Below are 15,481 nucleotides of genomic sequence, written 5' to 3'. Positions count from 1 at the left end.
TGGTTCCTACATTAGGCCAGCCCCGTAATCGGGCTACAGACTGATGATAAGTATATATTGGTTTGTTACATTTTATGGGTAAGAAATTTAGCCTGAGGGAGAGTAAGCATGTGAAAACTGTATGGCGAATCAGTATTTATCTCATCGTTTTTGTTGTCTTAGTAGGAGGTGCAGGCACACTCGGGTTCGTCAATACAATGAATGAGGTAATGTCGGTTTACGATAAAGCCGCACCTGCATTGACGAATGTGCAGGTACCGAAATATGACGCAAACAAACCGACAGTGGCAGTGTTACTGGCGAATGAATCAACAGAAGTGTTCGATTTTCTCGTCCCATACGAGATGTTTGCGATGACGGAAGCTTACAATGTATACGGCGTTGCACCCGATCGTGAAATAAAATCACTAACCGGCGGACTCGATGTCGTTCCGCATTATTCGTTTGACGAAATGGATGCGATGCTCGGCAAAAGCCCGGACATTATCGTCATACCGTTTATGCCGATTCTAGATGAGAAAAAATATACGCCTGTCCGCGAATGGATTCAGAAGCACGCAAGCGACAAGACTTTATTGCTTTCCATTTGCAATGGGGCAGAAAACCTGGCTGATACCGGCTTACTTAACGGCAAATCTGCCGCGACGCATTGGGGAGACATCGACCGACTCATTAAACAATATCCGAAAGTCCAGTGGGTGAAAGATCTGCGCTACGTCCCACAAGGCAATATCATATCTTCTGCGGGTCTGACATCGGGAATTGACGCTACACTATATGTCATCTCACAGCAGTTGGGTGAGGAGGCGGCGGAGAAAGTAGCGGTAGAGATGAACTATCCATCTTACGATTACGTGAAAAAACCGCAAATGGAACCGTTCACTGCCGGGCTCAGCGATATAACGTTCATACTTAACAACGCTTATCAATGGAACAAAGTAAAAGCGGGCGTTCTGCTGTATAACGGCGTTGATGAACTAGATTTGTCCGCCGCATTCGATACGTACGCTGCTTCTGGCACGACTTCGACGTTGACTGTTTCCGGTGCAAACGAACCGATCGTAACGAAGCATGGCCTTAACTTAGTCGCGCGCTATCAGATAAAAAACGTGCCGAAACTAGCGAAAATGATTGTCGTCGGTGCCGATGCCGAATCAGCCGCCGCCAAAGACATCAACCAATGGAACGAAAGCGGCAACAGCGCGGAACTACTGTACTTACATCGCGAAGCAATGGATCGGTTTGCAATGGATCCTGCATTCGAGGATTTGGCCAAGCAGGAGGATATTGGGACGGCGAAATTTGCTGCAAAGCGGCTCGAATATCGCGCCACCGATCATCTGAAGCTAGAAGGTAGAACCTTCTCTTTTGAAGCGTTTGGCGTACCAATTTTGCTCGGCATCCTATCCTTGATCGTTGCTTTTTTCATCGATCAGCGCTTCTTCCGCAGGAAAAAAGATATAAGCGCATCAAGGTAGTGACATTCTATCCGACTTGAAGGTGGCCGATCAAGGGTGCTGGCTGAAAGAATAGACTGTTTTCTACGCCCCTCCATCTGTCCGATGAAAAAATGATTGATACTGGTGTTGTTGATCTAGTGATTTCTTAACCATAACTGCTCGTTAGTTGGATAACTTGCCGTCAGATTTTTGCATGGAGCAACAACCATTTCAACTAATGCGGAAGCCCTCCCTTGGACAATAATCCTGGGAGGGCTATTTTATTTTGCAATGGACGTTTGATGGGAATTTGGATCAAGAGGCACAAGCAAAAATACAGGGTAAGCTGCAAGGATTAGTTGGACAGTGATAAAGTAAACCGTTTTTTATATTTTTAGTTATTAAATCATCGGATTTTTAGCTGGATTGTTGAAATGAAAGGCTGCTCTTATGGTAATGAGAGGCCGGAAAGCAGGAGGAGATATTAGGGATTGCAATCACAATAGAACAATGATTTGAAAATTCCGTGAAATTAAAAAATCCTCATCATTATGAGAATTGGCAGGTGTAGTTTCTTTTATTTTTAGTTCTTTAAGATCACAGCAATACCAAGAAAAATTCATCTTGATATTGACTGAAGCTAGTCATGGTGTGGTAAAAATCTGGATGGTACTTTCTTTGGCTTTCGTTGCAATAGAACGGGTTTCACCGCTCTATTTGAACCATTACCGCCAAAGAACTACTGCTAATGCCAGTGCAGTGTTCAAAGTCGATTGTAACGTGCAGCAGACAGCCAACAGAACAATGTGCTTGTTCAGCATGAGTACACCCCCTTTGTCATTGTCGGTGACTCATTTTCCAATCTATAACATTCTGTAAATAATGTCAATTTCACACAACAATAATTGAAAAGAACGGGGGCAAAACGGTGTACAAAACTTTTCATGCTTCGGTAATGTCTCTATTAGGGGTAGCATCATTGCCTCACAAAAGTAAAAAAGAGCCGTAGCTTACACGGCTCCAATAATTATTTTCCTATGGACCACCTACACCTGTATCTGAAGCCCAGACAGGATACCAACCTTGATTCAAGTCCGTTGTGTTATACAGAACTAAATTTCCATCATCTTGCATAATCAGAATGTCGCCTCTAAGGTTTGCAGGTGGTTTACCTTGATAATGGATATTGCTCCATGCAGCGTTATCTGAGTACCAAGCTGGATCACCATTCGCACGGCTCAAAACGAGTTTTCCGCTATAATAATCAATTTTGAGATAGTGGTTCCCCCATTTGTCGTTTGTTTGCTTGGTCCATAAGAGGGTTTCTGGTCTGGGAAATCTCTTCCATAATTCAAGGTTTCCTCTCCATATTTGGATGTAGTAAGTATTGTTACTTGACTGTAGCAAACAACCATTACAAAGTTGTTCACCAACCTTAATACGGTCAGACCCAAAAGCAAATGCTGCAGAAGTGAAATGGAGTTGTAGCATGAAAACCGCAAATAATAGCAAAATAATCTTTTTCATAGATAACCTCCTATTAGATTTATTTTGCAGATTATACTAAATTTTACCATACTTCCAATAAAAAATGGGCAATTTTCAAAAAGTTATCAAATCACTCGATTTGTTAAATGAGAATTAAGAAAAGGGTAGATGGTGTAGGTGAACGATAAGCTGATCGAAAAAGTTTGTGAAAAATGTCCAGCTGCTCAATGGGGTAAAAAACAATCTGTAGTGTCTACAACCTCCACGTTGGTAAGATCGAAGCATGCCCGGAGTGGGACAATTACATTATAGAGAGTCAAGGGTTGCTTGATCGGAGCGGGCAGCTCGGTTTTATCAATCTCGAGCCAGCGCTTGAAGTAGTGCAGAAAGTCGAAGAAGAAATCAAGGATTATCATTGGATGGTCAAAGAGGTAGAACGTCTGAAGAAGGAAATTGATAAGGCGATTGCCTCAAATCCAGCGATTCAACAGAAATTGGTTGCTACTTATGGTGATGCAGCCGGTATGCCGAGCGGGAAAGGCTTACGCCTGTCCACCTTGACTATTCCGGAAGAACGGTATGAAAAGCGAATCGAGCGAATGAAAAGCTTTGAAGAGAAGGTGCGGCAAATAAACGATTTTGCAAATAATCTTGAGGATAACAAGTACAGAACAGTCCTTGAATGTATGATGGACGGGATGCGTATGAACAGCATTGCCCGACATGTAGGAGTTTCCCGACAAAGAATAAATGAGATGAAGCGGGATATCGTTAACCGATTAGCAAAGGAGCTGTACAGTGAGGAATTGTTAGGTTCCTGAAAGGTTGGCGGAATGACGTTTTTAAAGAAGAGCAGATGCATATATACTCAGGTAATCTATGATGAAGAAGCCCTCGGGAATGAACCGAGTGGCTTTTTGTGGTTCTAAAAACCTATGGTTATAATGGTGTGTTTGTTACTTTGTGTCTATTGTTAGTGTGCGTTCCACATCCGATACTTCATTACGTGGGCATTATTTCCTTTTTATATATAGATTGGATATCGGATGTATCGATCAACATGAGAATCTCCCATCTGTATAGAAACCTTTACAGAGAGGAGGAGACTGTTTGCCCAATATTGAAGGTATCAATATCCAGCAGTCAAGTGCTGAACGCAAGAGCTACGTGGTTGTGGGAGCCATTTTATCATGCAGCAGCGGAAGTAAACAGAGTCGGCTGAAAATGCCGTTCAGCCATGGTGTTTTTGTAAAAGGAAAGCCGCAAATGAACATCATGGATTTTGTTCCCAACGTAAATATCATGCCATTCGGAAAGTGCAGCAGCTTACAAAATCCCACAGTCGCTTCTGCCACAGCAGCCAACAATGGTGTACTTAAACCAATGCCGTGCACACCTCTGACAACAATGCCATGGATAGATGGAAAAGCGGACAAAATGGTCGGTGGTCATCCGGCATTGCTTAATAAATCAACAAATATGTGTTTCTATTGTGGGCAGATTAAGATTGAAGATGACGGGCAGGATTTGGGTGGTGTGACGATAGGGAATCAGTCGTCGGCAAATAGCGGGCCGTCAGCTACCGGCTTTGGACAAGGACCAGCTTGCGAAAAGCCGCAGGAAAAGCCTAGCATGTGGGATAATTTCGTCAAAGGAATCTCGATGTTGGGAGACGTTCCTGCTGCGATGCAAAAAGCGGCAAGTGAGTTGCCAGGGGCTTTGGAGAAAGCTGCTAATGATTTGCCAAAAGGTTTGAAAAAGGCAGCGGAGGATTTACCAAAGGGTATTGAAGTGTTTGTAAAGGAAGGCTTTATCGAGCCAATGCAAGAAGATTTGGATACGTTGCGGGATGAGGATATCAATCTCGAAGATGCACTTGCAATCAGCGGGCTTGCCGTACATGCACTGACGTTGGGGAGAAGTAAAAATGTTAAGGATATAGTGAATGCGTTAAAGAAGGGAAAGAAGGGGACGGGCAAAGCCCCTGTTCCTACAAAACCCGGTGGGGGAAGCAATCCCAAAGATTTTGTCAATCCACATTCTGAAAAGCACCTGTATGACCCAAGTAGACCCTCTACCCCTAATAGGTCACAATATGGGAAAGATGTTGATGTAGAGAAATTAAGGCTAGAAACAATGACTAATTCGGATAAGGCATTTTCAAACTGGCCAAATCCAAATAATCCGAATCCAAACCGGATCACCAAGTATTATAAAGAATTTGACGGAAACATCAGTACACCTGATACTCCAACGGGAAGTCACAGAGTTTTTGAACATCTAGATGATCCTACCAGAAGTTCACATTTCCCTTATGTGCCAAGAAATAAAGAGTGAGTGGGTGAGAGAAAGTGAGATTATTGTTGTATCATGCTTATTTACCTGAAAATCACGCACATTTTGTTTCGGAAGAACAAGTCATGCAAGAAGGAATACAATACTTTACAAAGTCTAATAATCGTTATAGTAACGGTGGTAGAGTACAAAATGAAAAGACTGAAAGTTTGAGACCTTTTGGTATCCCGGATTGGGTTAATTTTAAAGAAGCTATAGGTGTTGATATATCTAATCGCTTTTTTAAGTCGTTTTGTTTTCCTATGTTTACGGATAAAATTCTCGTATTTGATAGTGAGATATCTATTTCTATCTATGACCAAGCGTTCTACGATGATTTCAAGGATTTTGATGAAGAAGCCTTGAACTTTGACACGGGAGAAAGCATTGAGCATTGGATTAAGTTGTATTGGGATAGCATGATGACACTTCAAGAATACTTGCTAAAAAGACCTTATCCAAAACCAGAGATATTAGTGTTTGAGTCAATACCTAAAGAGATTATTCGAGTGTGTGAAGAAAAATCGTAAACTGTGCGTATTTGGCTTGGTAGGGCTACCCAGTGCCGAATGAGTCCTTCATCTTACAATCCCTAACATAACCTTTGTTCTTCATGAAGAGCACTTAATTATGATGATTTGAAGGTTGACGCTCTATAAGAAGGCTACACACGATGAATAAGCCGCTCGGGTAAATAACCGGGCGGTTTTTGTTTTGGGTTCACTAATGTTTGAAGGAGTTAGAGCTTTAGGAGCAGGTTTATACGTTCTGTTCAGGTTTCGAGGAGACAATGCTGTCCCTAAGGTCGTAAAAACGCCAATGTTATCATCTTGATAATTTGTACCTCAAGCACTTCTTTACTTCAAAACTCATACTTCTAAGCTCAATGACACTCGAACGCTCTAAAATGTCAAATCTGGTAAATTAAAGAAGGAATCTGTCGTTTCTAGTAGAATATAACCCTCATATAAGTAATTGAGGTGAAAAAGTTCCATGCTGTTTGTCCTATTTTCAACATTGGAATACCTTGCAATATTTGCTCTTATGACTACGCTATTTAGGTTCGGTTTTTTTGTGCATATCAATCGGATTCTCTTTGTGAGTCTGGTATTAATGCTTTTCTCGTTTGGGCTGCGACAATTTACGCCATATGGAGACTATGCAACCATAGCTCAAGTCGTCATAATCTTTGGGGCATTAATCCTGGTATGGAACGTGAATTGGGGACATGCTGCCTTAATGACTATTATAACAGCAGGAATCTACTTGGGGATTCAGATGATGGAAGTGTTCTTCCTGACCGTCATAGGAACCTTAGAGACAATTGAAGCTTTAGAGGATCGAACCATCAACACGGGGTTCATATTCCAGACAATCTCCGCACTTCTTACCTTTGCATTATGCTATGGACTTAGGAAATTTGGACTGCAATTTACATTTGTCAGAGACGGAGCGCCTTTCTTTATTTACCATAGAATCAACATGGTGATTTTGTCACTGATCATTGTAACAGGTGTATTGATAACGGTCTTGTTTAAATTAGCAAGTACATATGGAATTGCTTCCTTAGTGTGGATTTTCTTTGGGATGGCAATCGGAATCACGATACTGGCATGGCTGGCTATAAAAAGGGATGGGGAATATGATTGAAACTCTTGCTGAAAGAATAGCCATACAACTAAAGTCGATCAATCCACATGAAACAAAGTCAGTCCCTACCATGAAATTTGGGCTAATCCTCATCATAAACATGCTGCTCATCATTACGATTAGCCTCATCATTTCACTCGTGGTAGGGACCTTTCAGGGAACATTACTCACATTGGCCGGATTTTTGATACTACGTCAATTTTCAGGAGGATTTCACTATTCATCGTCTGTATACTGCACCATGACAAGTATAGTGGGAGCTGTATTCATCCCTCTTATTCCTCTACCTAATGATTTTGTCACCCCGATTATTATCATCACATTAGTCCTGGTAGCACTTTTTGCTCCGCAAGATATGGAAATGCAATCACGACTATTCAAACAGAATCAGACTGTACTCCTCAAGATCATCTCAATTACCATCGTTAGTTCATTATTTTTCATAGAAAGCGAGACACTGGTTAAAACCTTTTTTGTGCAAGCACTGACGCTAATTCCACTGAAAGGAGGTGGAAAAGATGAGAAATAAAGCGATGATGTTCGTAGCGAAGCATGTTTCAGCAATTGCTTCATTCGTTGCGGTACTGGCAGTAACTACAGCATCCTTTGGATTCGTGGGGAAACCTGAAATTCCAGAAGAATTAAAGAAATAAGGAGCAATGAGCGACACAGACCATTTCCCACTCGACTTCAATCGAACGGGGAAAAATGGTTGCCCCATTTGTAAATTTTAACTTTATAAACGGATCATTCATGTATGATTGTATGGTACTTATAGACTGCTTCTTTCAGAGCGTTACAATTTATCTCACCCCCTTGGTAGACAAGGGGGTTTCTTGTTTTTTGAGCCTATTTCCTTAGCGTCGACAACTTTGTTTTATGAATCAGTAATGAATGTAAGCGGACTGTCTCTTAGTGGAAAAAGCGACTTTTGAGACAGCCCCTTACTATTTTTACATACGCCTAACGCTTAGAAAGTGAGAATTTAGCTGTAAAATTCATTTTCTTCATATAGGAAGAATTCGCTCCAGCTTGAAATTGTACAGAAATATTGCCGTCTTTTTCTACTTGGAAGACGCGTCCGTACGGTGAATTAGCAGGGTATGTACCAATCACTTGATTATCCGCATCAAAGACTGTATAAGAGATCGGGAATCCTGAATTGTTTACAAATATCGTCAGTTCTTCTCCCTTTTTAAGCGAAAAAGATTCTTTTTGCGTCACTTCGTATGAACTCAGAGAATAGTATTTCGTAACCTCTTGCATGTCTAAAGCCGTTGTTGCTGCGCTAGCTTTTGAGACTTCCAATCCTGGCAAATATCCACCAGTAAGTACTGCAATACCTAATGCCCCTGCTAAAATAGCTTTTTTCATAATCGTAATGCCTCCTTTTTTGCTCATTCAAGAGCGAAAGTAAATATTTGGAAATTATAACCATTATAGTCTTGTTGAAAATGATTATCAATAAGTTTTTTAAGAGATTACTCTCCGGCGTGGATAAACAGGGCATAAAAAAAGAGAGTGATTCAATGGAATCAACATCCCCCTAAAAACGGCACACACATCCCTGTATCCGGACAAAAACCCTCATTCTCCACGCACAGCCTCTCCGTAAACCCGGGCTCCTCCTGCGCCAGAAACTTAAAATAACAAACAATTTCATGATTCCTTACTGCTAAACTATTCAACTGAAAATCCAACAAATACTTCCGATCCACATGCTGGTAGTACAATCCTTTTTTCGTAAACGGAGGAGGGTACACCTTGGAAGGCAAAGTCGGAATAATATCATGAACATTCACGATCCGAATACTGTTCGCTACAGTCTCATTAAACCGGGAAGCAAAGACAGGATCTCCGACACGAGGGCTCCCATACGTATACACAAAAGGTCGCGTAAACCTCGTATTCACGGCAATATCCAAGCCAGCAAGTACGGCCAAACCTCCCCCTAAACTGTGCCCCGCAACAAATAGTCTTTTCGATCTAGAGAGCTTGCTCAACTCCCGAATTAATTCATCTCGTGCGGATTGATAAATGCAAGTAAACCCGCGGTGGGTCTTTCCTGCCTTTCTGACAAAACCATAGGGGACTTGATACAAATCTTGATCAGACTCATTGTCGTTAAACGTGCGTGTTCCCCGAAAAGCAACCACGATACTATCTGATGACTCGGCTACAAAACCAAATACCTCTGGCTCCGGCGTCTCAACCCCAGCCAATGCTCGAATCGTCAAGCGCTGAAGGTACCCTTTTGGCAAGACAAGAGAATCTGCTTCAAAAAGCTGATAGGCCTGATGGACCATGGCCGCAAGTAAAATCGCATCTTTGCTGTTATATATACGATCGATCATTCATGTGTCTCCCTTTCTAGGTTTCAAGGTTGTGAAAGCTAGCATTTCCCTTGAAACGGAATACACGTATCGGTATCGGGACAAAACCCCGGATTTTCCACACAGAGCGTTTGGGCGTAATCAGGGTCAAACTGAGTGAGGCTTTGGAAATAGCAGGCGATACTATCGTTGCGAGGTGTATTATTCAGTTGAAACGAGATCGGAAACTTGTTTTTTACATGTTGATAGTAGATGCCTTCCTGGGTAAAAGGAGGCGGATACTTTTGATCGGGGAAGGTAGGGAAAGAGTCGTGAATATTGACAATCCGCAGACTATTTGGAACGACTTTATTGAAGCGAGAAGCGAAGTGGGGGTCACCAATACGCGGACTGCCATAGGTATAAACGATTGGGTGTCTAAACTGCGTGTTTACCGCAATATCTAAAGCTGCCAGTACAGCCAGTGCGCCACCGTAGTTGTGGCCAGTAATAAACAGCTTTTTTGATGCAGAAAACTGATTTATTTTTCTGAGTAACCGATCTCGTGTTGACTGATACAGGCATGTAAATCCACGTGAGGTTTTCCCTGCCTCTGTAACAAAAGGATAGGGAATTTGTAGGATGTCATAGGCTGCCAAAAGGTCTGCCGGATATGCTGCGTACCCTCTGAAGGCAATGATGATTTCATCTTTTGATTCGGCCACAAAACCATACATATGTTCAGTTGGATTCTCTACGTCAGCCGAAGCTCGAATGGTGTAACGGAGTTGAAAACCTTTGGGTAAGATAAGCTCCCCTTCAAAATATAGTAGATAAGTCTGATAGCAGATGGCTGCAAGGAAAATGGCAGCCTGACTAGTAAACATGTTGTCTTCGTCCGAGAAAACCATGTAGACAAATTCCTTTCCAAACAAGAATAAGGAACTAACACTTTTGATGGATCGTACATCGAACGTTTGTCTGCCCCTCCCGATTGAAAGCAGGGCAATCTTATTCGAATGACTCCTACCATGAGCCTATGTTTTTACGATGGAATGCGTGCTTGTATAAGGAAAATATATGACTGCTTGTCGGACAGGAGGGGAGGTTACAATGTCGAACAATAAAGTGATGAGGAAGAAAAAGGAAAAGGAAAAGGGCGCGTACGCGACGCACCCCATTACAAAGGTTTTGAAAGAATTTCAATTCCCACATCAATTGTTTTCTCTACTCCCATGAAGGATAAAAATATTTTAGCCCTGTTTTTGTGCTTGTCCACTTTTTTGATAATGCCTTCCAGTCCTTTGAGGGGGCCAGACTCTACGATCACTTTTGAATTTTCTACATAAACTTTTGAATAATCGACAACCTCACCGTTCCCCATGAGTTGGAGTATCGGGGTGATTTCTTTTTCGTCAATGCTCGAATAATAAGCGCCCTGATCTTGCGAATAGTAACTACCGTTATTGACCAAACGCAAGCTTCTAGGAATTTTTTTGATTTTGTGGAACATTTCGTTAGTCATTTCAGTCTTAATAAGTACATATCCAGGAAAAATATTCTTTAGGACATTATACACAATGCCTGACTTTTTCTCAGGAACCAATCTCTTCGGCACAACGGACTTTAAAGACTGCTCATTAAAATAGAGTTTGAGGTACTTTTGAACGACTTCTTCTTTACCGGATTCTACAAAGATGGCATACCATTTCAAGATGAGCAATCCTTTCATTATGAAGTAGATTCGTAAGTATTTGGAGTGCTTACTGCTTTCTCAAAAATAGGAATGATTGAGTAGATGAATTCTCAAATTTTGTGGTATTATACTAAATATATCCAATTCTTTCGCGTTATGCAATAAATGCGGTTGTTGTAACATTCTGTATAAATAGAAAGAATCAGCTACATAAGCTTCTTTTCGAAAGTAAAATCTCTTAGGGAATTTAATCGATGTTTCGGCACGTTAAAGGAACGAGGGAGGTCATACGGAGAAACGGTAGTGTGTAATTATTTACCCACGAACCGGGGAAGCTCTGCCCTTTGGCATAGTCGTAGAACGAGAGAAGGCGGAGATTGGATTGCATGTGTTCCCACAGATTTTTACGAAAGAATTCGTTATAAAAAGTACAGATAAAGAGTTTCGTGCCAGTTTGTGCATGGGCTACTTTTCTCTTCCCGTAGATTTTTTGAAAATAGTAAAATTCTTGCACCCCAAAGAATTCGAGTACTATTTTCGTCTGGAATTTGAGCGGAGAGTAAAAAGCTACCTGACAGGGAGATATGTCGCCAAAAGAGCCATTTCGTTTTTGACTGGAGAAGACAGCTTAGATCGCATATGTATTGAACAGGGCATTTTTCATCACCCTGTTGCAAGCCTGCCGAATACAACCAATGTCCAAGTGAGTATCACCCACTGTGATGATTTTGCCGCTGCCATTGCTTTTTCGGAGGAACTACCGATGGGGATTGATATGGAGAGAATTAGCGTTGATAGAAATAAAGTTCTGGAGACGCAAATGACTGTGAAAGAGAGCAGCTTGTTGTCATCCTTGCCTTATTCCTATGAAACGACCCTCACTCTTTTTTGGACGGTCAAGGAAGCGTTATCCAAAGTTTTGAAGACTGGCTTAACAACTTCTTTTCATATCTATGAAATAAGCCAAGTAGAGGTAAGGGATGAGGTTGTGTTTAGTCTTTTTGACAACTTTCCACAATACCGTACTGCCTCCTATATTCTTGGTGACTATGTATGTTCGATCACCTATCCGAAAAAAACGGAGTGGAGTGTTGCTGTAGTAAAGGATCTACTTCAGGAGATAGAACAATCCATGACAAATCGCTTATGAATTCCCCATTAGCGGTCAATTGACCAGGCTGTGGGGAGTTTTCTTTATAAAAACCTTTTATAAAAACAAGGGGTGCATCATACATGGAAAAGCCTTTGGTGTTTATGTTTTCTGGACAGGGGTCTCAGTACTACCAAATGGGAAAAGACCTTTTTGATCAAAATCCGGTATTTCGCAAATGGATGCTTCGGTTAGATGAAAAGGTACATACCCTGATCGGGGAGTCTGTCCTTGCCCAGTTATATGATGACACGAAACGACGAGATGACCTATTTGATCGCACCCTTTATACGCATCCCGCCATTTTTATGGTGGAATACGCTCTGGCCCAGGTTCTCATGGAAAGCGGAATAAAGCCCGACTATTGTCTGGGGAGCAGCTTGGGGGAGTTTGCGGCGGCGGCTGTGTGTGGGATCATGCCCGTGGAAGAATTGCTGCAACTCGTGGTTGAACAAGCCACCCTTTACGAAACGTATTGTCAGAAAGGGAGTATGCTTGCGATTCTCCACAATCCCGATTTGTATGACCAAGAGCCGCTCTTGCATCGAAATAGCGAGTTGGTAGCGGTAAATTTTCATTCGCATTTTGTCATTGCCGGAAGCAGTCATCAGCTACAACGCATGGAGGATTATGTCAAAGGCAAAGGGATTATTTGTCAACGACTACCCGTATCTTACGCTTTTCACTCCTCTTACATCGATCCGGCTGAGCCACATTATCGGGAGGTATTGAAACAGAAATCATTTGGAATTCCCCAGCTTCCCTTCGTATCGTGTGTTCATGGTGAAATTATGAAGGAACTACCAGTTGACTACTTTTGGCAAGTGGTGCGAAAGCCAATGCAGCTTCCAAAAGCTGTCCAAGAGCTGGAGAAACAGCAAAGCTACATCTATTTGGATTTGGGGCCAGCAGGAAACTTGAGTAATTTTACAAAGCGAAATCTGCGGCAAGATTCACAGTCAGAATGCTACTCGATTATCACGCCATTTAAAAAGGATAGCGAAAATGTAGAGCGCATCAAGCAGTTATTCTCAAAGAAAAGTTTGAAAACAAATAGAAAGGATGGCAGAAAAATGACCACATATGTTTTCCCAGGGCAGGGCTCCCAAATAAAAGGAATGGGGGGCTCTCTTTTTGATGAGTTCCCAGAAATAACGGCCAAAGCTGATCAGATATTAGGTTATTCCATCAAAGAACTATGTCTGCATGATCGGGACAAACAATTAGGTAAAACGCAATTTACCCAGCCTGCTCTGTACGTGGTAAATGCGCTTAGCTATCTGAAAAAAGTGAAGGAAACCGGGAAAAAACCTGACTATGTGGCGGGGCACAGCTTGGGTGAGTACAACGCGCTTTTTGCATCAGGGGTATTTGATTTTGAGACAGGACTGCATTTGGTGAAAAGAAGAGGCGAGTTGATGAGTCAGGCCGTCGGTGGAGGGATGGCGGCTGTGATCGGGTTTACTTTGGAGCAAGTGGAACGCGTATTACATGAAAATAATCTGACCAGCATCGATATTGCCAATCACAATTCTCCCTCCCAATTTGTGATTGCAGGTCGGAAAGAAGATATCGACCGGGCCAACCCCATTTTTCAGGAAGCGGGCGTAAAAGTATACATACCGCTAAAGGTGAGCGGAGCATTCCATTCCCGTTACATGAGTGATGCGAAGCAGAGCTTCGAGAACTATTTGAATCAGTTCGCGTTTTCCAGTATGACCATTCCTGTGATTTCCAATGTTCATGCAAGACCCTATAAGCAGAACGATGTGAAACGGAATTTGGTTGAACAAATTACACACCCAGTGAAGTGGAATGACACCATTCGATATCTCCTGGCCGTGGGGGAAAACGAAATAGAAGAAGTCGGCCCTGGTACTGTGTTGACCAAGTTGGTTACTACGATCCGAAATGAAGCAGAGCCGCTGATCATAGACGTGGAAGAAGAGCAGGAAAACATGGAACAAGAGGCAAAGCCGGTTGCTATCACTGTACAGGCGGAAGAGATATCGAACAACGTGGAGCAGCCAAAAGGGATTACCGCTTCTTCGCTGGGAAATCAGCAATTTAAACAGGACTACAATCTGAAATATCCCTACCTGGCAGGAGCGATGTACAAGGGAATTTCATCGGAAAAGCTGGTCATAAAAATGGGGAAAGCCGGGATGATGGGCTTCTTCGGAAGCGGTGGCTTGGAGCTGGATAGAATCGAGCGAGCCATCCAACAGATTCAACGTGAACTACAGCAAGGGGAGCCATACGGGATGAATTTGTTGCATCATCCAAGTGATCCATCCATGGAAGAAAGAATCGTTGATCTGTATCTTGCCTATCAAGTGAGGGTGATTGAAGCATCTGCGTTTATGGCGATTACCCCTGCGTTGATCATCTATCGAGCTAAAGGATTAAGACGAGGGATGAACGGGCAAGTGGAGGCGGCAAACAAGATTTTTGCCAAGGTATCTCAGCCTGAGGTAGCGGAAGCCTTTTTAAGTCCTGCACCTGAGTACTTGATAGAAAAATTAGTGCAAGAACTAAAGCTTACAAGGGCAGAAGCGAGTCTGTTACGAGAAGTTCCGATGGCGGATGAGTTAACGGTGGAGGCAGATTCAGGAGGGAATACTGATCACGGCGTAGCTTCTGCTTTGATGCCTGCAATGATCAGGCTCCGAGATAACCTCATGCAAAAGTACGGATACCGTAAGCCGATCAGAATCGGGGCTGCAGGTGGGATTGGAACTCCTGAGGCTGCTGCGGTCGCTTTTATGCTTGGGGCAGATTATATTGTCACAGGTTCGATTAACCAGTGCACAGTAGAGGCGGCGACCAGCGAGTCGGTGAAGGATGCATTGCAGTTGGCCAATGTTCAAGACACTGAGTATGCCCCAGCGGGTGAGATGTTTGAAATGGGAGCCAAAATTCAGGTGTTGAAAAAAGGCTTATTTTTTCCAGCGAGAGCGAACAAATTGCACGACCTTTATCGTCAATACAACTCGCTTGATGAAATCGATGAGAAAACCAAGCAGCAGCTTCAGGAAAAGTATTTTAAACGCAGCTTTGAAGAAGTGTATGAACAAATAAAAACGACTTGCCCGCCTCAGGAACTGAAAAGAGCGGAACGAACGCCTAAATACAAGATGGCGCTACTTTTCAAATGGTATTTTAACCGCTGTTTTGACTGGGCTTTGGATGGGGCCGAAAGCTATAAAGTAGATTATCAGATTTACTGCGGTCCTGCGTTAGGTTCTTTTAATCAATGGGTGAAGGGAACCGCTGTTGAAAGCTGGAGAGCTCGTCATGTTGATCAAATCGGTGAAATGCTGATCAAGGAGACAGCCAACCTTTTGAATCAGCGTATCTACGCCTTAACAGGTTCGAGCAAGTAAAGAAGGAATGACTCTCAAATAAGAAA

The 15,481-nt window shown here is 42.5% G+C and carries 13 protein-coding genes and 1 pseudogene; 9 read left to right on the top strand and 5 right to left on the bottom strand.

Going from position 1 to position 15,481, the window contains the following annotated elements; translation table 11 throughout:
• Positions 1 to 110 precede the first annotated feature (110 nt).
• Entirely contained in the window at positions 111 to 1,478 is a 1,368-nt protein-coding gene (locus HP567_RS22530; RefSeq protein WP_173608332.1) for a DJ-1/PfpI family protein, read from the top strand.
• Between the two features lie 996 nt (positions 1,479 to 2,474).
• Here the strand turns inward: HP567_RS22530 and HP567_RS22525 are convergent.
• Positions 2,475 to 2,966, bottom strand: a complete 492-nt coding sequence (locus HP567_RS22525) for a hypothetical protein (RefSeq protein WP_173608331.1) — start codon at positions 2,964 to 2,966, stop codon at positions 2,475 to 2,477.
• Between the two features lie 284 nt (positions 2,967 to 3,250).
• On the opposite strand from HP567_RS22525, the gene HP567_RS22520 reads away from it, so the two are divergent.
• From HP567_RS22520 to HP567_RS22495, 6 genes and pseudogenes are all read left to right on the top strand, one after another.
• The gene (locus HP567_RS22520) at positions 3,251 to 3,748 is read left to right on the top strand and encodes a hypothetical protein (RefSeq protein ID WP_229088097.1); all 498 of its coding nucleotides are present in this window, start codon (positions 3,251 to 3,253) and stop codon (positions 3,746 to 3,748) included.
• Between the two features lie 289 nt (positions 3,749 to 4,037).
• Positions 4,038 to 4,454, top strand: a pseudogene (locus HP567_RS22515) (DUF4280 domain-containing protein); the annotation flags it as partial.
• An 824-nt stretch (positions 4,455 to 5,278) separates the two neighbouring features.
• Positions 5,279 to 5,791: a DNA polymerase III gene (locus tag HP567_RS22510; protein WP_173608330.1), complete on the top strand. Its 513-nt coding sequence runs from the start codon at positions 5,279 to 5,281 to the stop codon at positions 5,789 to 5,791.
• A gap of 463 nt (positions 5,792 to 6,254) precedes the next feature.
• A complete protein-coding gene (locus HP567_RS22505) occupies positions 6,255 to 6,911 on the top strand; it encodes a hypothetical protein (RefSeq protein WP_173608329.1) in 657 nt (218 codons plus the stop codon).
• Entirely contained in the window at positions 6,904 to 7,440 is a 537-nt protein-coding gene (locus HP567_RS22500) for an accessory gene regulator ArgB-like protein (protein WP_173608328.1), read from the top strand. Before HP567_RS22505 ends, HP567_RS22500 begins: the two co-directional genes overlap by 8 nt.
• Positions 7,430 to 7,564: a cyclic lactone autoinducer peptide gene (locus HP567_RS22495; RefSeq protein ID WP_173608327.1), complete on the top strand. Its 135-nt coding sequence runs from the start codon at positions 7,430 to 7,432 to the stop codon at positions 7,562 to 7,564. The genes HP567_RS22500 and HP567_RS22495 overlap by 11 nt, the downstream gene beginning before the upstream one ends.
• A 310-nt stretch (positions 7,565 to 7,874) precedes the next feature.
• Here HP567_RS22495 and HP567_RS22490 read toward each other — a convergent pair whose 3' ends face one another.
• The 4 genes from HP567_RS22490 to loaP all read right to left on the bottom strand — a co-directional run bounded on the left by HP567_RS22490 (position 7,875) and on the right by loaP (position 10,937).
• Complete coding sequence (locus HP567_RS22490) at positions 7,875 to 8,285, bottom strand: hypothetical protein (protein WP_173608326.1); 411 nt, start codon at positions 8,283 to 8,285, stop codon at positions 7,875 to 7,877.
• 161 nt (positions 8,286 to 8,446) lie between these two features.
• Positions 8,447 to 9,265 (bottom strand): lipase family protein, encoded by an 819-nt coding sequence (locus HP567_RS22485; protein ID WP_173608325.1) that lies wholly within the window; start codon positions 9,263 to 9,265, stop codon positions 8,447 to 8,449.
• Positions 9,266 to 9,303: 38 nt separating this feature from the next.
• The gene (locus tag HP567_RS22480; protein ID WP_173608324.1) at positions 9,304 to 10,134 is read right to left on the bottom strand and encodes a lipase family protein; all 831 of its coding nucleotides are present in this window, start codon (positions 10,132 to 10,134) and stop codon (positions 9,304 to 9,306) included.
• Positions 10,135 to 10,403: 269 nt separating this feature from the next.
• Complete coding sequence (gene loaP, locus HP567_RS22475; RefSeq protein ID WP_173608323.1) at positions 10,404 to 10,937, bottom strand: antiterminator LoaP; 534 nt, start codon at positions 10,935 to 10,937, stop codon at positions 10,404 to 10,406.
• Between the two features lie 370 nt (positions 10,938 to 11,307).
• Here loaP and HP567_RS22470 point away from each other — a divergent pair, with 370 nt between their 5' ends.
• Entirely contained in the window at positions 11,308 to 12,069 is a 762-nt protein-coding gene (locus HP567_RS22470; protein ID WP_229088096.1) for a 4'-phosphopantetheinyl transferase superfamily protein, read from the top strand.
• A gap of 83 nt (positions 12,070 to 12,152) precedes the next feature.
• The gene (gene fabD, locus HP567_RS22465; protein ID WP_173608322.1) at positions 12,153 to 15,455 is read left to right on the top strand and encodes an ACP S-malonyltransferase; all 3,303 of its coding nucleotides are present in this window, start codon (positions 12,153 to 12,155) and stop codon (positions 15,453 to 15,455) included.
• Positions 15,456 to 15,481: the final 26 nt, after the last annotated feature.

This window comes from Brevibacillus sp. M2.1A (assembly GCF_013284355.2).
Taxonomy (GTDB): Bacteria; Bacillota; Bacilli; order Brevibacillales; family Brevibacillaceae; genus Brevibacillus.
The sequence above is the reverse complement of the archived record's forward strand: the minus strand, read 5'-3'. Positions and strand labels throughout refer to the sequence as shown.

Excerpts from the sequence above, each read along its gene's own strand:
- HP567_RS22525 (WP_173608331.1), bottom strand. The coding sequence starts at position 2,966 with ATGAAAAAGATTATTTTGCTATTATTTGCGGTTTTCATGCTACAACTC.
- HP567_RS22505 (WP_173608329.1), top strand. The coding sequence starts at position 6,255 with ATGCTGTTTGTCCTATTTTCAACATTGGAATACCTTGCAATATTTGCT.
- HP567_RS22500 (WP_173608328.1), top strand. The coding sequence starts at position 6,904 with ATGATTGAAACTCTTGCTGAAAGAATAGCCATACAACTAAAGTCGATC.
- HP567_RS22495 (WP_173608327.1), top strand. The coding sequence starts at position 7,430 with ATGAGAAATAAAGCGATGATGTTCGTAGCGAAGCATGTTTCAGCAATT.
- HP567_RS22490 (WP_173608326.1), bottom strand. The coding sequence starts at position 8,285 with ATGAAAAAAGCTATTTTAGCAGGGGCATTAGGTATTGCAGTACTTACT.
- HP567_RS22485 (WP_173608325.1), bottom strand. The coding sequence starts at position 9,265 with ATGATCGATCGTATATATAACAGCAAAGATGCGATTTTACTTGCGGCC.
- HP567_RS22480 (WP_173608324.1), bottom strand. The coding sequence starts at position 10,134 with ATGGTTTTCTCGGACGAAGACAACATGTTTACTAGTCAGGCTGCCATT.
- fabD (WP_173608322.1), top strand. The coding sequence starts at position 12,153 with ATGGAAAAGCCTTTGGTGTTTATGTTTTCTGGACAGGGGTCTCAGTAC.